The 22,855-nt window shown below is 67.7% G+C and carries 20 protein-coding genes and 1 riboswitch; of the genes, 12 read left to right on the forward strand and 8 right to left on the reverse strand.

The window, feature by feature from the left end:
* Window positions 1-109: 109 nt before the first annotated feature.
* Both BM394_RS08025 and BM394_RS08030 read right to left on the reverse strand, forming a co-directional pair.
* Window positions 110-1,396 (reverse strand): FAD-binding oxidoreductase, encoded by a 1,287-nt coding sequence (locus BM394_RS08025; RefSeq protein WP_092976031.1) that lies wholly within the window; start codon window positions 1,394-1,396, stop codon window positions 110-112.
* Entirely contained in the window at window positions 1,396-2,919 is a 1,524-nt protein-coding gene (locus tag BM394_RS08030; RefSeq protein WP_092976034.1) for an FAD-linked oxidase C-terminal domain-containing protein, read from the reverse strand. The genes BM394_RS08025 and BM394_RS08030 overlap by 1 nt, the downstream gene beginning before the upstream one ends.
* A gap of 377 nt (window positions 2,920-3,296) precedes the next feature.
* Between BM394_RS08030 and BM394_RS08035 the strand changes: the two genes are divergently transcribed.
* The 5 genes from BM394_RS08035 (at window position 3,297) to BM394_RS08055 (ending at window position 7,254) form a co-directional block, all read left to right on the forward strand.
* Window positions 3,297-3,644, forward strand: a complete 348-nt coding sequence (locus BM394_RS08035; protein WP_092976037.1) for a hypothetical protein — start codon at window positions 3,297-3,299, stop codon at window positions 3,642-3,644.
* A 7-nt stretch (window positions 3,645-3,651) separates the two neighbouring features.
* Entirely contained in the window at window positions 3,652-5,481 is a 1,830-nt protein-coding gene (locus tag BM394_RS08040; RefSeq protein ID WP_139235171.1) for a WXG100-like domain-containing protein, read from the forward strand.
* A gap of 86 nt (window positions 5,482-5,567) precedes the next feature.
* Window positions 5,568-6,053, forward strand: coding sequence for a hypothetical protein (locus BM394_RS08045; protein WP_092976043.1), 486 nt, complete (start codon window positions 5,568-5,570; stop codon window positions 6,051-6,053).
* Between the two features lie 84 nt (window positions 6,054-6,137).
* A complete protein-coding gene (locus BM394_RS08050) occupies window positions 6,138-6,812 on the forward strand; it encodes a hypothetical protein (protein WP_092976046.1) in 675 nt (224 codons plus the stop codon).
* 85 nt (window positions 6,813-6,897) lie between these two features.
* Complete coding sequence (locus tag BM394_RS08055; RefSeq protein ID WP_092976049.1) at window positions 6,898-7,254, forward strand: hypothetical protein; 357 nt, start codon at window positions 6,898-6,900, stop codon at window positions 7,252-7,254.
* Between the two features lie 3 nt (window positions 7,255-7,257).
* Here the strand turns inward: BM394_RS08055 and BM394_RS08060 are convergent, their stop codons facing one another.
* From BM394_RS08060 to BM394_RS08075, 4 genes are all read right to left on the reverse strand, one after another.
* Complete coding sequence (locus BM394_RS08060) at window positions 7,258-8,142, reverse strand: oxygenase MpaB family protein (RefSeq protein WP_217643407.1); 885 nt, start codon at window positions 8,140-8,142, stop codon at window positions 7,258-7,260.
* A gap of 6 nt (window positions 8,143-8,148) precedes the next feature.
* A complete protein-coding gene (locus tag BM394_RS08065) occupies window positions 8,149-9,300 on the reverse strand; it encodes an alkaline phosphatase family protein (RefSeq protein ID WP_092976052.1) in 1,152 nt (383 codons plus the stop codon).
* A gap of 195 nt (window positions 9,301-9,495) precedes the next feature.
* Window positions 9,496-10,638 carry an acyl-CoA dehydrogenase family protein gene (locus tag BM394_RS08070; protein ID WP_092976055.1) on the reverse strand — a complete coding sequence of 381 codons (1,143 nt, stop codon included), beginning with the start codon at window positions 10,636-10,638 and terminating at the stop codon, window positions 9,496-9,498.
* Window positions 10,639-10,702: 64 nt separating this feature from the next.
* A complete protein-coding gene (locus BM394_RS08075) occupies window positions 10,703-11,839 on the reverse strand; it encodes a CaiB/BaiF CoA transferase family protein (RefSeq protein WP_092976058.1) in 1,137 nt (378 codons plus the stop codon).
* A 140-nt stretch (window positions 11,840-11,979) separates the two neighbouring features.
* On the opposite strand from BM394_RS08075, the gene BM394_RS08080 reads away from it, so the two are divergent.
* Together BM394_RS08080 and BM394_RS08085 are read left to right on the forward strand one after the other, a co-directional pair.
* Complete coding sequence (locus BM394_RS08080) at window positions 11,980-12,714, forward strand: MerR family transcriptional regulator (RefSeq protein ID WP_092976061.1); 735 nt, start codon at window positions 11,980-11,982, stop codon at window positions 12,712-12,714.
* Between the two features lie 275 nt (window positions 12,715-12,989).
* Window positions 12,990-13,439: an SSI family serine proteinase inhibitor gene (locus tag BM394_RS08085; RefSeq protein ID WP_092976064.1), complete on the forward strand. Its 450-nt coding sequence runs from the start codon at window positions 12,990-12,992 to the stop codon at window positions 13,437-13,439.
* A 331-nt stretch (window positions 13,440-13,770) separates the two neighbouring features.
* Here BM394_RS08085 and BM394_RS08090 read toward each other — a convergent pair whose 3' ends face one another.
* Window positions 13,771-15,126, reverse strand: coding sequence for an L-serine ammonia-lyase (locus BM394_RS08090; RefSeq protein ID WP_092976067.1), 1,356 nt, complete (start codon window positions 15,124-15,126; stop codon window positions 13,771-13,773).
* A gap of 87 nt (window positions 15,127-15,213) precedes the next feature.
* Complete coding sequence (gcvH, locus tag BM394_RS08095; RefSeq protein WP_092976070.1) at window positions 15,214-15,585, reverse strand: glycine cleavage system protein GcvH; 372 nt, start codon at window positions 15,583-15,585, stop codon at window positions 15,214-15,216.
* A 237-nt stretch (window positions 15,586-15,822) separates the two neighbouring features.
* A riboswitch (glycine riboswitch) is annotated at window positions 15,823-15,937 on the reverse strand.
* A gap of 221 nt (window positions 15,938-16,158) precedes the next feature.
* Between gcvH and BM394_RS23505 the strand changes: the two genes are divergently transcribed.
* The 5 genes from BM394_RS23505 to BM394_RS08120 all read left to right on the forward strand — a co-directional run bounded on the left by BM394_RS23505 (window position 16,159) and on the right by BM394_RS08120 (window position 22,529).
* Complete coding sequence (locus tag BM394_RS23505) at window positions 16,159-17,745, forward strand: PucR family transcriptional regulator (RefSeq protein ID WP_092976363.1); 1,587 nt, start codon at window positions 16,159-16,161, stop codon at window positions 17,743-17,745.
* A 219-nt stretch (window positions 17,746-17,964) separates the two neighbouring features.
* Complete coding sequence (ald, locus tag BM394_RS08105; RefSeq protein WP_092976366.1) at window positions 17,965-19,083, forward strand: alanine dehydrogenase; 1,119 nt, start codon at window positions 17,965-17,967, stop codon at window positions 19,081-19,083.
* Between the two features lie 354 nt (window positions 19,084-19,437).
* Window positions 19,438-20,157, forward strand: a complete 720-nt coding sequence (locus tag BM394_RS08110) for a hypothetical protein (RefSeq protein WP_217643408.1) — start codon at window positions 19,438-19,440, stop codon at window positions 20,155-20,157.
* A gap of 231 nt (window positions 20,158-20,388) precedes the next feature.
* On the forward strand, window positions 20,389-21,672 hold the full coding sequence (locus tag BM394_RS08115) for an ABC transporter ATP-binding protein (RefSeq protein WP_092976073.1): 1,284 nt from the start codon (window positions 20,389-20,391) through the stop codon (window positions 21,670-21,672).
* Entirely contained in the window at window positions 21,669-22,529 is an 861-nt protein-coding gene (locus tag BM394_RS08120) for an ABC transporter permease (RefSeq protein ID WP_092976076.1), read from the forward strand. The genes BM394_RS08115 and BM394_RS08120 overlap by 4 nt, the downstream gene beginning before the upstream one ends.
* Window positions 22,530-22,855 lie beyond the last annotated feature (326 nt).

The raw sequence follows: 22,855 nt of genomic DNA on the forward strand, positions 1-22,855 counted from the left end.
AGGCCCGACGTTGTGTAGGTGCCTACCCGATGTCGGGCCTCCCCGCAGCGAGAGCCCGCGAGAGGTTCCGCAAAGCGACCACCCAGGCGAACCGGGTAACGAAACACCGCTAGAGGCCTCCCACGAAACGCCCGGGTGATAGCCGGTACTCCGGGTCGAACTGCTCCTTGACCCGGCGCAGCAGGTTGAACACCCCCGGCTCCGGTTTCTCCCAGGGCTCGACCAGCTCCAGCACCGCGATCGGGGCGCGCAGCACCGTGGTGTGACCGTGCAGCCGAGCGGTCGCGGACCGCAACCGGGAAACCGCATCACTGGTCCGGGCGGCTCCGGCTTCGGCCGGGACACCACCCAGCAGCACTCCGGCACCCGCCGATCCGCGCACGGCCAGCGAGACCCCGGCCTCACGTGCCGACCGCTCGGTGTGGTCCAGCAGCGACGCGAGCTCGGCCGGTTCCGCGGCGAAGCGCAGCCCGGTCGCCGTGCCGGGGCCGAACGGATACTCGCTCCACCACGACGGCGCGGCGCGTTCCACCCCGGCGGTGACGTCCAGTTCCGTCCCGAGCCACTCGGCCAGCTCCCACGCACGCTGCTCGGTCGCCCCCGGCATGCCCTCCAACTGCGCGCAGACCTCGAAGGGGGAGTCGGGATCCGGCCGGTCGAGCTCGATCCCGGTGGGCACGGCCTGCGAGGAACGCAGCGAGCGCACCGCTGCCGCCGCCGCGTCGGCACGGGAGACGCGCAGCGTGACCCACCGGTACTCGGCCGCCAACGGGTGCAACCGGAAGGTCGTCTCGGCGATCACGCCGAGGGTGCCGTAGGAACCGGTGTAGAGCTTGCCGAGGTCGTAACCGGCGACGTTCTTGACCACCTTGCCGCCGGAAGCGGTGATCTCACCGTCGGCACGGACCACCCGGACACCGATGAGCAGGTCCCGCACCGTGCCGAACAGCTGACGACAGGGGCCGGCGGAGGCGGTGGCGACGATTCCGCCGAGAGTGGCGCCGGGCAACGGGTGATCCACGGAAAGCTGCTGCCCCGCCGCCGCGGCGGTCCGTCGGACCAGGGAAAGCGGGGTGCCCGCCGTGGCACGCAGCACCAGGTCGCCCGAGGCGTACTCCAGCACGCCCTCGGTTCCCGAGGTGTCGAGAACCAGGTCCACGCCGCTGGGCGCCGCACCCCAGTCCAGCTTGCTGCCCCCGCCGCGCGGCACTACTCGCAGCCGGTGCGCGGCGGCCACGCGCAGTACCTCCGAGATCTGCTCCGTGCTGTTCACCCGCGCCACCCAGCGCGGGGGCACTCCCCGCACCGCGTCGGCCTCCGTGGCGTCGTGCAGATCGTCGGTGCCCAGCACGCCCGCCAGTTCGGTGCGTGCGGAGTCCACGGTCCGAGAAGTCATCAGAATTCGTCCGCCAATCCGGCCTCGGCGAGTGGGTGCGCGCCGCGTCGCGGTCCCGGCACCTCGCCACAGAGCCTGGGAGTCGGGAAGACCTTGCCGGGATTGCACACCCCGACCGGATCGAACGCGCAGCGCACGTACTGCATGGTGTCCAGGTCCTGCGGGGTGAACATGCGCCCCATGTAACGGACCTTGTCAGCTCCGACGCCGTGCTCACCGGTTATGGACCCACCGTGCTCGACGCACAGGTCCAGGATCGCGCCGGAGACCTCTTCGGCCCGCTCGGACGCGCCGGGAACGGAGCTGTCGAACAGCACCAACGGGTGCAGGTTCCCGTCACCCGCGTGGAAGACGTTGGCCACCCGGACCCCGGATCGTGCCGACAACTCCGCGATCCGGCGCAGCACCTCGGGAAGCGCCGTCCGGGGGATCACCCCGTCCTGCACGATGTAGTCGGGGCTGATCCTGCCGACAGCGGCGAAGGCGGACTTGCGGCCCTTCCAGATCAGGGCCCGTTCGGCTTCGTCGGCCGCGCTCCGGATCTCGAAGGCGCCGCGCTCGGTGCAGTACCTCCTGACCTCGGTGAAGGTGTGCTCCACCTCGGCTTCGGGGCCGTCCAGCTCCACGATGAGCACCGCCCCCGCACCTTCGGGGTAGCCGCACCGCACGGCCTGTTCCGCGGCGGCGATGGAGAGCTCGTCCATCATCTCGATGGCGGCTGGGGTAACTCCGGCGGCGATGATGGCCGATACCGCCTCCCCCGCCTCGTCGGTGGAGGAGAACCCGGCCAGCAGGGTTCGCACCTTCTCGGGTTGCCGCAGCAGTCGCACGGTGATCGAGGTGACCACGCCCAGCGTTCCCTCGCTGCCTACGAAGGCACCGAGCAGGTCGTAGCCGGGTGCGTCCCTGGCGGGGCCGCCCAGTTCGACGGTCGCCCCGTCCGGGGTCACCACGGTCATCGACAGCACGTGATTGGTGGTGAAGCCGTACTTCAGGCAGTGCGCTCCCCCGGAGTTCTCGGCCACGTTGCCGCCCACCGAGCAGACCTGCTGGCTGGAGGGATCGGGGGCGAAGTAGTAGCCATAGGGCGCGGCGGCCTTGGTGACGTCGAGGTTGATCACGCCGGGCTCGACGACGGCCCGCTCGTTGTCGATGTCGACCTCCAGAATCCGACGCATCCTGGAGGTGACCACCAGCACCCCGTCGGATCGGGGCAGCGCCCCCGCCGAGAGCCCGGTACCGGAACCACGCGCCACGAAGGGCACCCCGTGCTCGGAGCAGATCGCCACCGTCGCGGCCACCTGCTCGGCGTCTTCCGGCAACACCACCACGGCGGGAACCGAGCGGTGGGAGGAGAGACCGTCGCACTCGTAGGTGCGCAGCTGCTGCCGGTCGGTGATCACCGCCCCCTCGGGCAGCGACGCGCGCAGCCGCGCGACGCACCCCTCGACATCCGGTGGACCCGTCCCCTCGCGCGACGGGGACGTCGTCTCCCCATGCCGGGGGATATCGGTGGTGGACATCGGCGGACTCCTCACCTGGCCGTGCAACACGGAGCGCACCTGGCAGTGGCGTGACGTGGACCATAGGTCCGCGTTGACACCGACCACAACAGATCAACCGGGTGTGTTCGACACCACAACGAGAGTCTACGCGTGGTCACCGACTCCTGATTTTGTGAACAGGGCACGAAATCCCGCGGGAGCGCGATAAAGTCCGCCACGGACGAAGTCGATCTTTCAGGGGAACATCGTGGCCGTTTCGGACCGCATCCAGCGGATGATGTCCGACTTCGAGCAGCGGGCCGCCAAGGCAGCCGAGGTCAAGGACCGGATGAGCGAGCTGCGCGGCACGCAGCGAGGACGGCAACATCGAGGTCACTGTCGCCCCCTCGGGAGCGGTGCTGGACCTGCGACTCGAATCGGGGGCTGTGCGGCAGTCCCACACCGCACCGCAACAGTCCCTGTTGGACACCATCCGGCAGGCGACCCAGGACGCCGCCGCGCGAATGGACGAGACGGTGCAGCCGCTCCTCGGTGACCGGGCGGAGCAGTTCAAGCGGGCGTTCAACTCGCACGGCGCGCAGCCGGTGACTCCGGAGTCGGGTGGTGAAGCGGCCGGAGGCGGAACGGGCACCGCGTCCACCGGTTCGACGAACGCTCCGCGAGGGTCCTCCGGCGCGGGTGGCAGCCGCCCGGAGGGGGACAACGAGGACGACGACTTCTCCGACGGTTCTTTCCTGATGTGAGCTGCCGTTGTCCACGAAACTGGGAGTGCGAACCGAGGCGCTCTACGCCTACCGCGACGGTTCGCAGCAGGTCGCGGGACATCTGGAACAACTTTCCGAGGTAATTGAGCAGGCCAGGGTCAGCCATGACTGCTTCGGGCCGATCGGCTACATGCTGGCGCGGGGCTACTTCAACTCACTGCAGGAGTGCCGGGACTCGGCCTCGAAGGCCGGCCAATTCATGGACAACACCGGCAAGGCCGTCGCCGAATGCGCCCAGAACTACACCGACACGGACGAGGCCGAGTCCGGCAAGATCGCCAAGATCGACCTGAGTGCCATGCGACCGAGCGGGTCCGGACCGGGCGTTCTGTCCGATGTGACCGGTGCCGGTGCGGACCAGGCCCGTACCGAGATGGAGCAGATCGCGAGTTACGGCAGTTCCTGGGCCTCGTCGTCGCAGAGCCTGGAACGGGCCGGTGATCCGCCGAGCATCGCGATCGCCACGGTCAACGCGCGTTCCGAGCAGCTCAACGCGCTGACCAGCCCGGGCCAGGCGTTCATCGACAACGGGCTGGGCTTTCTCATCTCGATCGTGATCAGCCCGCTGGTGGAGCTGATCCTGGAACCGGCCGTGGGAGATCCGGCCCAGATGCGCGGCACCGGCAAGGGCTGGGCCGAGGTCGCGGACTGGGTGGACCGGCTCGCCGGGCACGAGGGCGATCGCGCACAGGCCACCGAAACCGTCTGGGAGGGGCAGGCCGCGGACGCCTTCCGCAAGCAGACGGACGAGTTCGTCTCGGGAGCCAAGGCGCTGGCGACCGACATCCGAGGGATGAAGGAGTCGCTGGACCTCGCGGCTGATCTGTTCGACGCGTTCGTGGAGATGTGCATCGACATCATCCAGGAACTTGTGATCGGACTGATCGTCGAGTGGCTGGCGGCGCTGGCCGCCTCCTGGATCACGGCGGGGGCCTCGGTGGGTGCGGCCTCCGGAATGACCGCAGCGCAGGTGGCCATCACCGGAACCCGGCTGGGCAGCAAGGTCGCCAACCTGCTCCACAAGCTCAAGCCCATCGTCACCGAGCTCGAGGACCTGCTGCAGAGCCTGCGCAAGGGGCCGTTGAACGAGCTCGTGAAGAAAATGAACCACCTTCGCAACGGGAACATGATCCAACGGTGGGCGGGGCGGCAGCTGGATTCGAATCCGGTCACGAAGCTCGTCACGCGGGGCTCCGACAACGCCACCGAGATCCGCAACGCGAAGACGGCTTTGGAGAATGCTCAGGACGCCCTCAAAAAGAATGATTCAGATTCAATCGAAGTAAAGAGAAGACTAGAAGCGGAGAAAGAGCTAGCACAAAAACGCTGCGACGAGATCAACACCGCCTCGACCACCCCGAACCGGTTCATGAAGGACCGGGAGGCGGACCCGGAGACCAGTTACAAGAACGACGGCACTGTTCGGACGTCCTGGACCGGCAACATCAAGACCTACCAACCCGGTGTCCAGGATGAACAGGCTTCGGCGGCCAACATCGCCCAAGCCGGGCTCAACGCGGCCGGGTTGACCGGCGAAGCACGCTTCACCAGCGCCGTGTGGCATCAGGGCATGGATGCGGTAGTCAGCGAAGGCGTCGAGCAAGGTCAAACAGGGCTACGACGAGAGCACCGAACGCACCTACGAACAGCGTCAAGCCGCGCAGGAACGCGGCTTCACCTGATTCCTTCGGACAAGGAGACCGGATGGGTTTGGACTCCCCACTACCCCGATCACTGGAGGCACGCGCCACCTGGTGCCATCCCGACGAGGCGATCCGCTGGGTATTCGCGCAACGGTCGGTCCGCTACGAGGTGACAGGACTGGACACCACCGGCAGCCCACTCCCCGGGTGAGGAAAACGACTCGGCCAGGGAATCAAACGAGCCGCGGGCGGCGCGGGGATGGCCGTGCTGGGGGCGGTGCTCTCGATAGCCACCGGTGAGATCCCGGTACGTGAAGGCGGAACCAACGGCCCCGCGCCGAGCGTGCCCGACTTCCCGAACGTCACAGTGTTCGGAGCGGACCCGGACAGCGAGGCAGCACGCCTGCTGTCGCAGCAGGAGCTGGCACGGCTGATGGGCAACGACAGCATCAACCTGGACAAACTGGCGGGCGACTGGATCCTCACCTCACAGCGACTGGCGCTTCTGGTTCCGGAGGGTGGATTCGCGCAGCGGTCCGACGCGGCGGGCATGGTGCGCGGCGCGGTGTCGTGGGCGGGCAAGAACGTGCGCAAGTACGGCGACAACGAGGCGGGCAAGCCGTTGGAGCCGAACACGCTGACCGGCTTCCTGGAAATCCCCGTTCCTCGATCACCGGTTTCGACACCGCGGACAGGTCCACGGGCAGCGAGGAGAACCCGCGGACCGAGCGGTGCTTCCGGATAACACTGCGGGACGGTTCCGGTTTCGATCTCCACAAACCGAAACCGGCAGCAGAAGAACTAGCCGAAATGACCAGGTGAACACGCCATGTTCGAAAAAATAAAAACCAACAAGACACTGAAAGAATTCGACCAAAGAAAAGAGTGGGAAAACAGGATCAAGGAGACCTGGGCACTACCGGACGAAGAGTTCGAATCAGTAATAACGACCTCTCCCAAACATGCCGCCTCGATCGTCAACGGCGAGCCGCACATCCCGCACACCCCGCTCAGCGAGACTCCTGGAGTCGAACTCGACCGCCCCGAGTGGCCATTGCCCTCCGAAATCATCTCCAATGGGTGTTTCCTGGAGGACGAGTGGGCAAATGATCCCACGATCGGCTACTTGGCCGTGGCAACCAGCCCGAAACACGAGGCGGTAAGGGTGGTCGACCACTTGTCGGTGGGCTACGAGCGATCAGCTCTGGTAATAACCGACCGACGCCTGGCCGTGGTAATTGAATCCCAACTGCTGAAATCCCCACCCGCGAACAAGAACAACCTCGGAAGCAACATAATCGGCAAAGCAAGTCGCTTCGCGAGGCAAACCCAGGAAACAGCCGAAAAAATGAGCGAACAAGAAACAGAAATCTCATTTTCGACGCTACACGAGACCGATATATCAAAAGTGACGAACAAGCAGTACGTGCTTCTCGGCAAGGAAGTTCCGCGTCGCAGCTTCTTCGTAGTGGACTTCAGCGACGGGTCGCGACTCTACCGTTGACGAGAACGACATTTCTCACCTCCGAACCCGACAATACGACTTCCCGAAAGTCGTACAACCGGCGGCACCCGAAACGATAGGAACCATGGTAAAAGTCAAGACGAACGAGCCGACGCGCCGCAAGGACAGGTCGGCCCCGTTCTGCGTCATCACCGGCGTCCTCTTCGTGGTCTGCGTGACCATCGCAACTGCTATCGGGGAGTTGAACCTCGACTACGGCACGAGCGGTTCCACCCGGACGCCCGTATTCAACGCCGCGCTGACGGCGGCGTGGGTGTTCGACCTGCTGTTCCTGATCGGCTATCTGAACGCGGGCGAAATCTCGGGGAACTCCGACAACATCCTGGCGAACATCGCCAAGGGCCTGCTGAAGGTGGTGATGATCCTGTTCGGAGGCGTCTACCTGCTCATCATGCCGCTCAACCTCATCGCGATCTGGTAGGGCTCACCGGTCCGGCAGCGCCCCGAGGTCACCGAGCCGGTAGCCGTTCGGATATCCGGGGTAGCTGAGCTTCTTGCCGCGTCCCAGCCTGCTGACCTGTCGCGCGGGACGCAGGCGTTCGAGCGCCCCGTGCAGCCGCAGCGCGGCGGTGACCGCACTCGTCTCCCAGCTCTTCGGCTCCGGAAAACCGAACGCCGTGCGCATCGCCGGTTCCAATCCGGCGATGAAGCCACGGCGGGCGAGCCCCCGCAACGGCTTCGGGAACCAGGCGCAGACCATCGCGAGGTTGTGGCGGCCGACCTCGTGGTTGCTATCGGCGTACCTGAAGTGCTCGGCCTCGTAATCGCGGTTGAACCGGTCGAACTCCTCGTAGCCGGGAATCCCGCGTATCCCCATTCGAACGCCGATCTGGTGGTAGTGCCAGTACGCCGCCGTCCGCTCGTGGTCGCTCAGGGGTCGCCAACCGTAGGCGTCGATCCACCTGATCGGTTCGTAGACGAAGGTGGACAGCACGTAGAGCATGTCGTCGTTGCTGATGTCGTAGCGGCCGTGCATCCGGTTGACCATGCGCAGCGCCTGCTTGCCCCGCTGCGAGTCGTAACCGTGCCTGCCCATCTCCTCCATCAGTATCGAGGTGTCGTCGTAGCGCTGCTGGGCCCTGCACTCGAACTCCCCCGTGTGACGCAGCAGTTCGGAGATGCTGGGGACGCAGAAGGTGCGGAACAACGCGAGTTCCAACGCCCGAGTGTAGTCCCAGGGGAACTCCAAACCGGCCGAGATCCGGTACACCAGCGTGTGCTCGCGCTCCGGATCCAGCCGTAGGATCAGCCGCAGCCGTGCGTACTTGCCCAACGGATCGAACCCGCGTTCACCAGCGGTACGGGACACCGAAAATCACCCTCGCGCGACCAGCAGTGGAATGTACTGCTCGTCGGCGGTCAACGAGCCGTGCTGCCCGAGCAGTGCGGCGGCATGGGGCTCGGCCGACGAGCGGATCACTCCATTGTGGCGTGCGATAGCGATCACGTCACCTATCCGGGCAAGAACTCCCTCGGAGATCACCGATCCGAACCAACCGGCCGCGATGGCCTCCTCCGCGGTGAGTACCGTCGCGTCGGGACCGAGCCTGCTCCGCCACGTGGCCAGCACGTCCTCGGCCGCTCCGGGTTCGGTGTAGACGTGCCGAACACGCACCTCGCCGCCGACCAGCCGTACCCCCTCGGAAAGCTCGGGGTCGGTGTCGGCGTCCGGCGAGCTGCCCGGCTCGAAGGGGACCATGCCGTGATCGGCCACCACCAGCAGCTGGGTTCCCGCGGGGAGCCGTTCGGCGATCGACTCGACCAGTCGGTCCACCTGACGCAGCTGCATCCGCCACGGCTGCGATCCCGGCCCGTGAACGTGTCCGAGCATGTCCAGCTGCCCGTGGTAGCCGTAGCACAGCACGGGGGACGGGGCCTCCATCCCCGCGAGCAGCTGCGCTGCCAGGTCCCCGAGCGCGTTGACGCCCCGCAGTTCGCCACCTCGTAGTGCCGCCCTGGTCAGCCCGGTTCCCGCGAACTCGGCCGGTACCGCCAACCGGGTGTCGACCCCGGCCGCCACGGCACGCTGCGGCACGGTCTCCTTCGGTTGAACCGTCTCGGGAGGCCATGCGTCGAGCAAGCTCGTGTCCTTGCCGGAACCGTCCCGCCTGCTCCAGGACAACGGTCGCAGCAGCGCGCCACCGGGTTCGGCGAAGGAGTAACCGACCACGCCGTGCTCCCCCGAGCAGCAACCGGTCCCCAGCGAGGCGATGCTGGTGGCGGTGGTGGTGGGGAAACCGGCAGCGCCCGGCCTGCCGGTGTCCAGTTCGGCCAGTACCGGGGCATCGGCGGCGTACTCGCGCAGCAGCCGCCAACCGAGACCGTCGACGAGCAACACCGCCGCCGAGGAGCACTCGGACAGTCCCATCCGGTCGGTGAATCCCGGCGTCCCCATCGCTCCCAGCGCCGAGGGCAGCGTGTCCGCCAGCTGCCACTCGGCCGCGTCCGGGGCGACGATCCAGTCCATGGCCGAACCTCCGTCGGTGCCTGCTCACGAGCCGGTTTGCCGATAGACGGACTCCACACCCGCGTGACCGGGTGCGGGGAACCGAAATCTCGGTAACAGCCTCTCACCGATGCGGTCCGCCGTGCTACGTCCCACGGTGGTGTTCTTCGGCGCACCCGGCGTCGATTTCTCGCGAGATCGCCGAGCGCGGTGAGATCAGATGTCCAGCTGCCGCCCCACGATCTCCTTCATGATCTCGGTGGTGCCGCCGTAGATGGTCTGCACCCGGGTGTCGAGGAACGCCTTGGCGATGGGGTACTCGAGCATGTAGCCGTAACCGCCGTGCAGCTGCAGGCACCTGTCCACCACGCGCTTGTTCATCTCGGTGACCCACCACTTGGCCATGGCGGCGTTCTCGATGCTGAGCTCGCCCTTGAGGTGCTCGCGGACGCAGCGGTCGACGAACACCTGGCCGATCTCCACTTCGGTGGCGATCTCGGCCAGTTCGAAGCGGGTGTTCTGGAACTTGCCGATGGGCCTGCCGAAGGCGGTGCGCTCCCGGCAGTACTCCTTGGTCATCTCCAGGGCCTTGGCCGCGCCCGCGGCCGAGGCGACCGCGATGGAGAGCCGTTCCTGGGGCAGGTTCTGCATCAGGTAGATGAAGCCCTGTCCCTCCTCGCCCAGCAGGTTCGTGGCGGGCACGCGCACGTCGTTGAAGAACAGTTCGGCGGTGTCCTGCGACTTCTGGCCGATCTTCTCCAGGTTGCGTCCACGCTGGAAGCCGGGGCGGTCGCTCTCCACGACCAGCAGGCTGATGCCCTCGTGCCCGGCGTCGGGATCGGTGCGGGCGACCACGATCACCAGGTCGGCGTTGATGCCGTTGCTGATGAAGGTCTTCTGCCCGTTGATCACGAACTCGTCGCCGTCGCGCGTCGCCGTGGTGCGGATGCCCTGCAGATCGCTGCCCGCCTCCGGCTCGGTCATCGCGATGGCGGTCACGGTCTCACCGCTGCAGAAACCGGGCAGCCAGCGGCTCTTCTGCTCCTCGGTGGCCAGCTTGTTCAGGTAGGGCACGTTGATGTCGTTGTGCACGGGGGCGCCGAACCCGGTGACCCCGGCCGCGATCAGTTCCTCGTCGAGGACGATGTTGAAGCGGAAGTCGTCGATACCTCCCCCGCCGAACCTCTCCTCGACGGCGGTGCCGAGCAGACCCTGCGCACCGGCCTTGCGCCAGGCGTCCTTGCTGACCACACCGGCCGCTTCCCACTCCTGCTGGTGCGGCACCAGTTCCTTGGCTACGAAGGTCCGGCAAGTCTCGCGGAAGGCCTCGTGCTCCGCTTCGAACAGTTCCCTGCGCATTGGCCTCACGTTCCTTTCACTGTGCGGGAACCGCGCCGGTTCCCGTCCGGGATCGGTCGACGGATCAGGAGGGATCGTCGAGTTCGCCGTGCACGGCGCCGGAGGACAGCAGACCGTCGTGGTCGGCGACCCGCCATTCCCGGAGGACACGCCCGGTGTGGGCACCCGGCTCCGCGACCGGGCCTGGCTCGGGGTTGGGGGTGTGCGAGAACCTGGGTGCGGCGGCGGGCTGCACCACTCCCTCGGATTCGACGAGGGTCTTCCTCGCGAGCACGTGCGGGTGGCGGGCCGATTCGGTCATCGACAGCACCGGGCTCACGCAGGCGTCGGTGCCGTCGAAGACCTCGGTCCAGTGCTGTTTGGTACCACTCGCGAACACCTCGGTGAGCCGCTCGCGGATCTCCGGCCAGTTGGCGGGATCGTCGCGGTCGGGCAGCTCACCCGACAGCCCCAGCCCCGCCAGCAGCTGCTCGTAGAACCCCGGTTCCAACGCGCCGACCGCCATGTACTCCCCGTCGGAGGTGGCGTAGACGTCGTAGAACGGTGCGCCGCCGTCCAGCAGGTTGGTACCTCGGCGGGTGTTCCACCCTCCGGTCGCGAGCATACCGTGCAGCATGGTGGCCAGATGCGCCGATCCATCCACTATGGACGCATCGACCACCTGCCCGCCGCCACCGGCGCGGGCACGCAGCTGGGCGGCGAGGACGCCCACTGCCAGATACATCGCACCGCCGCCGAAGTCACCGAGCAGGTTCACCGGAACGCGGGGTGGCCCGTCCGCCTCGCCGATGGTGTGCAGCACCCCGCTGAGCGCGATGTAGTCGATGTCGTGGCCCGCGGTGTCGGCCAGCGGACCGTCCTGACCCCAACCGGTCATGCGGCCGTAGACGAGATCGGGATTGCGCTCGAAGCAGGGCGCGGGCCCCACGCCGAGCCGTTCGGCGACACCGGGGCGGAACCCCTCGAGCAGGATGTCCGCGCGTTCCGCCAGGGCCAGCACCGTCTCGGGACCGCGTTCGTGCTTGAGGTCGACGCGCACGGACCGCTTGCCCCGGTTGAGCAGGTCCTCCTTGCCGCTGCCGCCGACGGGACGTTCGACGCGCACCACGTCGGCCCCCAGGTCCGCCAGCAGCATGGCGCAGAACGGCGCGGGTCCGAGTCCGGCGAGTTCGACGACCCGCACTCCGGCCAACGGCCCCATCCCGACCGTTCGCTCATCCGATGGCGCCACTGGAGCACACTCCCTCGTTCGCAACGGAAGGTGATCGCGACCACCCTTAATTCGACGGAGTTAGTGTTACATTTCTGGTGTCACATTGGTCAAGTAGTATCCTGCTGTACATGCTCCGAACAGCCGACGAAGACCTCACGATCGACGAGCTGGCAGCCAGGGCGGGCGTGACCGTGCGTACGGTGCGCTTCTACGCGTCACGTGGTCTGCTGCCACCACCTCGACTGCGCGGTCGCGTCGGGTTGTACGGGGCCGACCACCTGGCCCGCCTGGACCTGATCCGGGAACTGCAGAACCTCGGTTTCACGCTGACGGCCATCGAGGGGCATCTGGAACGGATCCCCGACGACGCTCCACCGGAGGAACTGGCGCTGCAACGCGCGCTGCTGGCTCCCTGGACGAGCGATCAGGCCGAGGAGATCGACCGAGAGGAACTGGACCGGCGCGCCGGTCGTGCCCTTTCCGACGAGGAGACCGAGCAGCTGCTGACGCTGGGCATCCTGGAACGGATCACCGACGGGACGGACGACAACGACGAGCAGCGGCTCCGCCTGACCAGCACGTCCATGCTCAACGTGGGATTACAGATCACCGAGCTGCGACTGCCCCGGGAAATGCTGCTGCAGGCCAAGCACATCGTGGAGCAGCACACCTCGCAGATGGCGAGCGAGCTGCGCGAGCTGTTCGCGGCCAACGTGCTGCGCCCCTACGTGGAGCGGGGCCGGCCGGAATCCGAGCGGGAACGGGTCAGGACAGCGGCCGACCAGCTGCGTCCACTCACGATTCAGGTACTGGTCAACGGGTTCCAGCGTGCCGTCAACGACGTAATCCGCGATCATGTCTGACCGGGGTGTTCGGGGACGGTTCTCCCGAACCTTCCCGCCGGGATCCGCCGCTGTCTCGTGAGCCGAGTTCTCGTAGTGCACGTGCACTGTGACCTCCGTGCTCGGGGAACTCCGTGCTCGGGGAACTCCGTGCTCGAGAACTCACAGTCCAAGTTGCTTCCACGATCGACGGAAACTCGATCCGGTGATACTGCCCCGTGATTGCGGCGCGGTACTGCTCCGACCGGGTAAGTATTTCCCGAGGCGATCCCCTATCGACACGGAGGAAGCACAACATGAGCTTTTCCGGACCGCTCGGCCGCACTCTGCTCACCGCCTGCGCGGTAGTCACGGGCATGCTGTTGCCACTGGTACCGCACACGGGCGCCGAGCGGGCTTCCGCCACGACCACGACCTCGGCGAACGAAGCCCAGCCGGCGGTCAGCGTTCTCAGTCTGCGGGTCGTTCCGACGAACCGTGCGGAGGGGACGCGAGCGGCGACACTGCGCTGCGAACCGGCAGGTGGAACTCATCCCCGGGCCGAGCAGGCGTGCGAACGGCTGGCGAGCAGCGAGGGCGAGTTCGGCGCGCTCCAGGAGCAGCGGAATCCGATGTGCCCGCTGGTGTATCGCCCGGTCACCGTCCACGCCACCGGGATGTGGCGGAACCACGCCGTCGACCACCGCGAGACGTTCTCCAACGAGTGCGAGATGCGGGCGAAGACCGGTGAACTCTTCGAGTTCTGATGTCGCACCGGCGCGATTTCGCGAGAAATTGACGCCCCGGTGCGGGGAGATGCCCCGGGCGGGCGTCAATTTCCCAAGAAATCGCCGGGCCACCAGCACCGACGAGTAGCCCGCACTCCCACCACTCCCGCGAGCCGAACCCCCACCACTCCCGCGGGCCGCGCTCCGACCACCCTCGCAGTCGGCACCGCAGCGGGTTCTCCGGCGAGTGCCTCGCGAGGACGGCCCCGACGTTGTGTAGTACCTACCCGATGTCGGGGCACCCGCAGCGAGAGCCGTGCGAGAGGTTCCGCCACGGAACCTCCTACGGAGGCAACTGCGACATCGGCCGTCAACACTCGATGACGTTCACGGCCAGTCCGCCGCGTGCGGTCTCCTTGTACTTGTCCTTCATGTCCTCGCCGGTGGCCCGCATCGTCTTGATGACCTTGTCCAGCGAGACGAAGTGACTGCCGTTGCCGCGCAGCGCCATCCTGGCAGCGGTGATCGCCTTGACCGAGGCCACGGCGTTGCGCTCGATGCAGGGAATCTGCACCAACCCGCCGATCGGGTCACAGGTGAGGCCGAGGTTGTGCTCCATGGCGATCTCGGCGGCGTTCTCCACCTGGGCAGGCGTGCCACCGAGCACTTCGGCCAGCCCGGCCGCGGCCATGGAGCAAGCCGAACCCACCTCGCCCTGACACCCGACCTCGGCGCCGGAGATCGAGGCGTTCTCCTTGAACAGCACCCCCACCGCGCCCGCGGCGAGCAGGAACCGTGCCACTCCGTTCCCGTCCGCACCGGGCAGGAACCGCATGTAGTAGTGCAGCACGGCCGGAACGATGCCCGCGGCACCGTTGGTCGGCGCGGTCACGACCCGCCCACCGGCCGCGTTCTCCTCGTTGACCGCCAGCGCGTAGACCGTCACCCACTCCATCGGGTCGTCGGTGTCGCCGAGTTTGGCACGCAGTTCGGCGGCGCGTCGTTCGACCCGCAGACCACCCGGCAACGAGCCCTCGCTGTTACAGCCGTTGTGCACGCACTCGCGCATGACGTGCCAGATCGACAACAGTTCGTCGTGCACCCGCTGTTCGTCGCGCCAGACCAACTCGTTGGCGAGCATGAGATCGCTGACCGAGTAGCCGGTCTCGGCGCAGTGCCGCAACAACTCGGTCCCGGTGCGGAACCGGTGGGGCAGTTCGGTGCCGTCCTGTTTGATCCGGTCGGTGCCCGCGGCCTCCTCGTCGACGACGAAACCGCCGCCGACGGAGTAGTACACCGCACCGCACAGCTGTTCCCCCGACTCGTCGAGCGCGGTGAACCGCATGCCGTTGGGATGCACCGGTAACGTCTCGCGCCGATACAGCACGAGATCGTCGTCGTAGTCGAATCGGATTCCGTTGGTGCCGTTCAGCAGCAACCGGCCGGTCGAACGGATCTCGTCGACCCTGCCGGAAACCGCGATCGGATCGACCGATTCCGGTAGGTGGCCCTCCAGGCCGAGCAGTACCGCCTTGGGACTGCCGTGCCCGTGTCCGGTCGCGCCGAGCGAGCCGAACAGTTCGGCCCGCACCCGTGCGGCGCGTGGCAGCAGGTCCCGCTCGCGCAACCGCGCCACGAACCGCGCGGCGGCGCGCATGGGTCCCACGGTGTGCGAACTGGAGGGGCCGATCCCCACCGAGAAAAGATCGAAGACACTGATCGCCATTGATCGTCTCTTCTTCGTACGTGAGGTGTGGTTCGCCTGCCCCGCCACCTCGTCGTGGCGGGGGCCGTCAGTCAGCGGCGGCGGGGGTCACTCACCCGTGAGTTCGGCGTACTGCGTGGCGTCCAGCAGCGGGCCGTACTCGCTGACGCGCAGCTCCAGCAGCCAGCCCTCGCCGAAGGGGTCGTCGTTGATCTTGGAGGGGTCGTCCACGACGGCCTCGTTGACCGAGACGACCTCACCGGTGGCGGGGGCGTAGAGGTCGCTGACCGACTTGGTGGACTCCAGCTCGCCGCAGGCCTCACCGGCGGTGATCTGCTTGCCCACCTCGGGCAGGTCCACGTAGACGATGTCACCGAGCGCGTTGGCCGCGTAGGGGGTGACCCCGACACGCACGACGTCGCCGCGCTCGGCCAGCCACTCGTGCTCCTGGGTGTACTTGAGGTCCGTGGGCAGACTCATGGGGGAGGCTCCATTGCTGTCGTTTGGACACCGATGTCCGACGTCCCGTGGGGCCGTCGGACACGAGCATTCTCGCGTGCCGCGACTCCACCCGGCCGGGCGGCATGCCGCGAACACCGGAGTCCGCGTACTTGGTGGCCTCCCCCTCTGTTGCGGAACCTGAGAGCTTCACCGCGACGTCGCGGTTTGCACCGTGGGTGCGCACGCCTTCGTCGCGGCGGCGCTTTCCAGAGTTGCCTCGATCGGACGGTACGGATGCCTGAGAGTTTACGGGGAGTTTTGCTCCTTCGGCGCCCGTTCGGTGACACCGTGTGCACGGTGCTCACCCGCGGGACTCTCCCGCCCGGTGTCGTGGGCCGATATGCGATTGTCGCTGTGTTCGGCAACGATAACCCGAGGGGTGGGCGTATCCAACCCCGGATATCGCGAAGCGGCGAGTACGGACCCCGAATGGAGCGTCGAAGCTCGCGCGGTGTGCCCACGATCACCGTCGGAGGTCGCCACGGACCTCACGTGGTCGGGCGGGAGAGCTCCCTTCCGATCTGATCCGTCGTGAACGACCCGGGAGGGGTGATGGTCGACATACGGGGCCTGGTCGAGCGAGTCGGCCCCACGCTGCTGCGTCCGGTGGTGATGCCGGACGAGACCGGCGGTGTTGGGGATGTCGTCATCGCCGAGCCCGAGGAGCCAAGCGGGATCGGAACGGCCGACGTGGTGCTCGGCGTGGGGGGTACCGACCGGGCGTGGGCCGTGGAGCTGGTGCGTGAGTGCGGTGTGCGGCATGCGGCGGCCGTGCTGCTGAAACCGCCGGTGTGCGCCGAGGAGTCGGTGATCTCGGAGGCGGAGGAAGCGGGGCTCGCGCTGATCGAGGTCCGGCGGGGCGCGGCGTGGGCACAGCTGGTGTGGTTGCTGCGGGGCGCGTTGGCGGGAACGGATCCGGGCGCGGCAGTCGGCTCCCCGCAGCAGGTGGGCTCGGCGGGACTGGGCGATCTGTTCCGGCTCGCGGACGCGGTGGCCGAGGTGGTCGACGCCCCGGTGACCATCGAGGACGCGCATTCGCAGGTGCTGGCCTACTCGGCGCGGCAGGACGTGACCGATCCAGCCCGGGTTTCGACGATCATGGGGCGTAGGCAGCCGGACGACGTGCTGGCGAAGTTCCGGGCACGGGGCACGTTCCGGCAGCTGAGTCGCGGCGGCTCGGCCGTCTACGTCCCGGAACAGCCGGACGGCACGCTGCCCCGGCTGGTGGTGCCGATCCGGATGGGCGGTGAACTGCTCGGATCGATGTGGGCCGTGGTCACCGACGAGGTGTCCGAGCAGCGCGCCTCGGCGTTCGCCGACACCGCCGCGCTGGTAGCGCTGCAACTGCTTCGCTGGCGGGTGATGACCGACTCGGAGCGGCAGCGTTCGGCCGGGCTGGTGCGGTCGTTGCTGGAGGGCTCCGAGGGCTGGCGCGCGGCTGCCAACGAGTTGGGGGTACGTGCCGAACCCCACCGGGTGGTCGCGATCGACGTGCGCGCCAGTGACGGCACCGACGAGGGGCACCGGCTCGCGATGTGGGAGTGGATCACCCGGGGAATCGGCCGCGGCCCGATGGTCGCCGAGTCGGGTGGGGTGCTGTACGCGGTGGTGCCCGACCGTTCCGGCACGGGTGGCTGGCCCGCCCTGCGGGAGGCGCTGCTGGCGCACATCCACGAGATGGACGCGGCGGATCCGCGCCCGCTGGTGGCGGTGGGCACCGCCACCCCGGTGGCGGAACTGCCGGACTCCCGCGGCAGGGCCGACGAGGTGCTGGCGCTGCTGCGCACGGGCATGGTGGAACGCGAGGTCGCGGTCCACGAGCAGCTCTGGCACGCCCTGGTGCTGGCGAGGGCGGCCGGTGCCGCCAGCGACGCCGGTGTGGGATCGCTCGGCCCGCTGCAGCGGCTGCGCGACAACGACCACGGCCACGGGACCGACTACCTGCGCACCCTGCACGCCTGGCTGCGCCACCCGGGGGATCCGCGTGCCGCGAGCCGGGAGCTGCGGGTGCACCCGAACACCTTCCGGTACCGGATGAAGCGAGTGAGCGCCCTGCTGGACGTGGATCTCGACGACGCGGACGTGCGTTCGGCGCTGCTGGTGCAGTTGCTGGCCGAGCGGTGGAACCCGCACGGCTGACTGTTGTGCCGACAGCACAAGAGTACCGGTGCGATCTCATCGTGCGGGAATGATGCGGCCGGGCCGGTGACGGAGCATCGTGGTGCGCGACAGCGCCGCGCCGTCCCTCCCCGCACCGGGGCGGACGGACGGCGCGGTGCGGAGAAAGCCCCCGGCGCACCCGCCGGTTCGGTGATCACCCGAACGGAATCGAACACCATCCCTCGGAAGGAAACCGCAGTGAAGATCGCCGTACCCCGCGAGATCAAGAACAACGAATACCGCGTCGCGCTCACACCAGCGGGGGTGCACGAGTTCGTCGGCAAAGGCCATGAGGTGTTCGTGGAGGCGAACGCGGGGGCGGGCTCGTCCATCCCCGACGAGGAGTTCCTCGCGGCGGGAGCGAAGGTTCTTCCCGGCGCCGACGAGGTGTGGTCCGAGGGCGAGCTGGTGCTCAAGGTCAAGGAACCGATCGAGGAGGAGTACCCGCGACTGCGGCGGGACCAGGTGCTGTTCACCTACCTGCACCTGGCGGCGTCGGGCGGACTCACCAACGCGCTGCTGGACTCCGGAGTCACCGGCATCGCCTACGAGACGGTGCAGACCGCCGACGGCGCGCTGCCGCTGCTGGCCCCGATGAGCGAGGTGGCCGGTCGACTGGCTCCACAGGTGGGGGCCTACTCGCTGATGCGCCCGAGCGGTGGGCGCGGGATGCTGCCCGGCGGTGTTCCCGGCGTGCACCCGGCCCGGGTCGTGGTGATCGGCGGTGGCGTCGCGGGGCTGAACGCCGCGCGGGTCGCGCTCGGCATGGGCGCCGACGTCGAGCTGCTGGACACCAATGTGGACAAGCTGCGGGAGATCGACCGGGACTTCGACGGACGTATCCGCACGGTCACCTCGAACCGCTACAGCGTCGAGCAGGCGGTTCGCGCGGCCGATCTGATCATCGGCGCGGTGCTGATCCCCGGAGCGAAGGCGCCGAAGCTGGTCTCCAACGAGCTCGTCGGGCGGCTCAAGCCGGGCAGCGTGCTGGTGGACATCGCCATCGACCAGGGCGGGTGCTTCGCGGACTCGTACCCCACCACGCACGACGACCCGACCTACCGGGTGCACGACTCGGTGTTCTACTGCGTGGCCAACATGCCGGGGGCGGTGCCGAACACATCCACTCACGCGCTGACCAACGTGACACTGCCGTACGCGCTGCGGATCGCCGAGCGGGGCTGGCGGCAGGCCTGCCGCGAGGACGCGGCGCTGGCCGCGGGGCTGAACACCCACGACGGCACGCTCGTCAACGAACCGGTCGCCGCCGCGCACGGCCTGTCGCACGACAGCGTGGCGAGCGTGCTCGGAGCGTGACGACGAGTCGTCTCGCCGGGAAACCGGGTGAACGGAGCACGGGAAGAGAAACGGGGCCTCTCTCGCGAGAGAGGCCCCGTTTCGTTCGAGGCGGCCTGCTCAACCAGCCTGGGGGTCACCGGGAGCTGGCCGCCGATTCCCAGTGTAGAACACGAATGCCCGGTTACCGAAGCCCTGCGACCGGATGTTCAGCTGATTTTCTGTTCGCTGCGCTATCAGCCTTCACCCGCGTTTCACACGAAAGTGTGATGAAGCGGGCAAAACCTGAAGTCCTTACGGGTGAACGTCGATGGTCCAGTCAGGTGCGGTACCACTCCACCGCTCCCACGCAACGAGCAGTTCGGGAGGATCCGTATGGAGATCGGGACTCGTCGGCCGACCCGTCCGAACAACCCCACGACGACGCTGGGTGGCGATCTGAGCGAAACCACCGTCGAGCAGGCGCGGCCCGATACCGGGGAGGCCCGGGACGGCTTCGAGGGCATCACCGCGGCGGACGATCACGAATCCTTACAGCGACAACTCGACCGACTGGAGCAGCTGGCCGACGAGGGATCCGCCGAGGCGGTGCTGCCGCTGGCCCGCTCGGAACTGCACCGGTTGACGGAAGGGCTGCGCGCCCTGCTGGCGGAGCACGGCCCGGACGAGAGCGGGCGGTGCCCGATCTGTCCGGGCGGACTGCGTGCGCGCCGCTGGCCGTGTGAGGTCTGGATCACCGCGCACGCCCAGCTGATCGGCGAGGATCCCGACCCGGTCGGCAGTGCCAACCGGTCCAAGCTGGCCCGGCTCCGGGAGAGGGCTCCCCGCAACCCCTTCGGACAACAACGCGCCACTCGCACTCCGAAGATCCCGGTGGTCAGCACGGCCGTCGTCTCCGGTGGCGCTCGCGGCCCCGGCGATTGGAACACCGGCGAGTTCACGCTCCCGGAACCGGCGAACACGCCGGACAACAACACTCCGGACGACGCGGCCACCGAGGAACTGCCCGCCGTACCTCCCGTCGGCGGTCACCTGGAAACCGACCGCAACCGGATCCACCGCGCCGGCATAGCCTCCAGGGAGGACCCCGGATAACCACTCGAGGAGCACCGTTCCGCGGCGAGGTCCACGGGTCAACCGCACACCGTTCCGGCTGGTGTGGGCGCAGACACGAAAGATCCTCGCGGACACCGGGACCGATCCGGTCACGCATGAGGCAGGATTGGGTGCAGCGTCCAACGATCAGCCACGGATCCGTTCCGTGGCGACCGCGTGGCGCCACACGGACCGCGAGGATCGGGGTGTCCCCGTGAACTGGAGGAACGAGTGCACGACGGCAGCGGCCGCATCCTGGTGCAACAGTTGCACAAAAGCTTCGGGCCCCTGACCGCGGTCGAAAACCTCGATTTCGCGGTCGAACCCGGTTCGGTGACCGGCTTCCTCGGCCCCAACGGGTCGGGCAAGACCACCACGCTGCGCATGATCCTGGGGTTGATGAAACCGACCTCCGGTGCCGCCTACGTCGAGGGTGTTCCGTTCACCAGGCTCCGGAACCCCGCGAGGATCGTGGGTGCGGTGCTGGACTCGCAGTCCTTTCACTCCGGACACACCGCACGCGGTCATCTGCGCTGCTACACGGCCGCCCTGGGGTTACCGGACGAGCAGGCCGACCAGGTGTTGGAACTGGTGGGGCTCGGCAACGCCGCGCGGCGCAAGACCAAGGGGTTCTCGCTGGGCATGCGGCAGCGGCTGGCGCTCGCCACCGCACTGCTGGGGGATCCCCGGATCCTGGTGCTCGACGAGCCCGCCAACGGGATGGATCCGGAGGGGATCGCCTGGCTGCGGGGCTTCCTGAAGGCCTACGCATCCACCGGGCGCACCGTGCTGGTCTCCAGCCACCTGCTCCGCGAGATGGAGCACACCGTGGATCACGTGGTGATAGTCAGCCGCGGCCGGTCGGTCTACAACGGAAGCCTGGAACAGCTGCGCGCCAGTAGGCCGTCCCGGGTGCTGGTTCGCGTGTCGGATCCGATGACGCTGAGCTCGATGCTGCGGGAGAGCGGTGTGAGCACGGAGTACCTGTGGGACGGCAGACTCGCGGTCACGGGGGTGGACACACGCGGCATCGCCGACCTGGCGTTACGCGCCGGAGTGGCGATCCAGGAGTTACAGGAGTCCTCCGGTGATCTGGAGCAGCTGTTCTTCCAGCTCACCGAGGGACAGTTCGCCGGCTCCGAGCAACCGTTCGGCTCCGGGCAGGGGGCGACTCCCGGCGCGGCCGGACAGCAACAGCAACAGTGGCAACCCCAGCCCGCGCAGCAACAGGGACACGGACAGCAGCCACCGCAACCGTGGCAGCAGTCCCAGCAGTCGCCGTATCAGCAGTCGACCCCCCAACAGCCTTCGCCGGATGCCGCGGCACCGAGCCCGTGGGCGCCGGACGGTGCCGGGCAGCGATCGTCCGAGAGTTCCCCGCCCGAATCGGGCCCACCCGGTCTGGGGGGTGGCTACCGCCCCCGAACGGATCAATCGGAACAGCGGGAACCGGAACGACACGAGGCCGAGCACGCCGGGGCCGACGAGGACGCGCACGGGGGTGAGAACCGGTGAAGGGACTGATCAGAGCCGAGTTCCGCAAGATGCTGCCCACGCCGCTGTGGTGGGTACTGCTGATACCGGTGGCACCGTGGAGTCTGCTGGTCGCCTGGTACGGCACGGCGATGGGCCAAGTGGAGATGCTCCAGGAGATCACCGGGCAAGCGCTGCCCACCGGATTGCTGGCGATGTCGCTGGCCACGAACTACAGCACCATCTTCGCCGCCCTGCTGGGGGCGTTGATCATGACCCGGGAGTCGTGGAACAAGACCATCACGACCACTTTCCTCACCTCGAATCCGCGCAGCTCGGTGCTGGGCGCGAAGCTGGTGCTGTGCCTGGCACTGTCGGTGGTCTACGGGATCGTCAACGCCGTCTTCGGGTTGTTCGGGGGCTATCTGGGCGGCTCGCTGGGCAACGCCACGGGCGGTGTGGGCGGCCTGGACCAGTGGCTGATCATCGGCGGCGCGGGTGTGCTGGCCACGGTGCTGTGGGCGCTGGTGGGATTCGGGTTCGGCGCGCTGGTCAACAACTCCGTGGCCGCCGTGCTGGTGCTGGTGTTCTACAAGTTCATGGTCGACGTGATCGCCTCCATATGGCTCGCGGGCAGCGAGTTCGCCTGGCTGAGCGGCTATCTGCCCGGCGCGGCCTCGAACGGGATCGTGGGCAATCTGGCGGTGCCGATGTTCATCTCGGAGTTCGCGGGGCCACGCGAGTCGATAGTTCCGGCGCAGGCCTTCGAACAGCTGCACGCGATCTTCGGCGGGGACTACGGCTTCGCCTGGTGGGGCAGCCTGCTGGTGTTCGCGGGCTATGCCGCGCTGCTCTGCGGCGGGGCGATGCTGCTCGTCCGCAACCGGGAGATCAACTGAGACGAACGCGCCCGCCGTAGCGTGTGTTCGTCGAGGGACTCGCACCCACACCCCCTCGCGGAGGTCGTGCTCGGTGGACTCGACCAGTCCCTCGGAGGGCCATTCGGCCAACCGATCCACCAGGATCTTCTCCAGGTCGCGCCGCACATGCGGCAGGCACCGCGCGGTGACCACTGCCTCGACCGACGAGGTACCCCTCCCATCGAGGCTCGGGCCCGGCGGCACAGCGATGGAGCACATGCGGACCGCTCATCTCCCCTCCACATGCCTCATTCCGCAAATGGAACTAGGTGCTGATCGTCAGGGTTGAAAATTTATGCTCGCCG

The organism is Actinopolyspora lacussalsi subsp. righensis, from assembly GCF_900116555.1.
Lineage (GTDB): Bacteria > Actinomycetota > Actinomycetes > Mycobacteriales > Pseudonocardiaceae > Actinopolyspora > Actinopolyspora lacussalsi.

Excerpts from the sequence above, each read along its gene's own strand:
- BM394_RS08025 (WP_092976031.1), bottom strand. The coding sequence starts at position 1,396 with ATGACTTCTCGGACCGTGGACTCCGCACGCACCGAACTGGCGGGCGTG.
- BM394_RS08030 (WP_092976034.1), bottom strand. The coding sequence starts at position 2,919 with ATGTCCACCACCGATATCCCCCGGCATGGGGAGACGACGTCCCCGTCG.
- BM394_RS08045 (WP_092976043.1), top strand. The coding sequence starts at position 5,568 with ATGGCCGTGCTGGGGGCGGTGCTCTCGATAGCCACCGGTGAGATCCCG.
- BM394_RS08050 (WP_092976046.1), top strand. The coding sequence starts at position 6,138 with ATGTTCGAAAAAATAAAAACCAACAAGACACTGAAAGAATTCGACCAA.
- BM394_RS08055 (WP_092976049.1), top strand. The coding sequence starts at position 6,898 with ATGGTAAAAGTCAAGACGAACGAGCCGACGCGCCGCAAGGACAGGTCG.
- BM394_RS08065 (WP_092976052.1), bottom strand. The coding sequence starts at position 9,300 with ATGGACTGGATCGTCGCCCCGGACGCGGCCGAGTGGCAGCTGGCGGAC.
- BM394_RS08070 (WP_092976055.1), bottom strand. The coding sequence starts at position 10,638 with ATGCGCAGGGAACTGTTCGAAGCGGAGCACGAGGCCTTCCGCGAGACT.
- BM394_RS08075 (WP_092976058.1), bottom strand. The coding sequence starts at position 11,839 with ATGGGGCCGTTGGCCGGAGTGCGGGTCGTCGAACTCGCCGGACTCGGA.
- BM394_RS08080 (WP_092976061.1), top strand. The coding sequence starts at position 11,980 with ATGCTCCGAACAGCCGACGAAGACCTCACGATCGACGAGCTGGCAGCC.
- BM394_RS08085 (WP_092976064.1), top strand. The coding sequence starts at position 12,990 with ATGAGCTTTTCCGGACCGCTCGGCCGCACTCTGCTCACCGCCTGCGCG.
- BM394_RS08090 (WP_092976067.1), bottom strand. The coding sequence starts at position 15,126 with ATGGCGATCAGTGTCTTCGATCTTTTCTCGGTGGGGATCGGCCCCTCC.
- gcvH (WP_092976070.1), bottom strand. The coding sequence starts at position 15,585 with ATGAGTCTGCCCACGGACCTCAAGTACACCCAGGAGCACGAGTGGCTG.
- BM394_RS23505 (WP_092976363.1), top strand. The coding sequence starts at position 16,159 with ATGGTCGACATACGGGGCCTGGTCGAGCGAGTCGGCCCCACGCTGCTG.
- BM394_RS08110 (WP_217643408.1), top strand. The coding sequence starts at position 19,438 with ATGGAGATCGGGACTCGTCGGCCGACCCGTCCGAACAACCCCACGACG.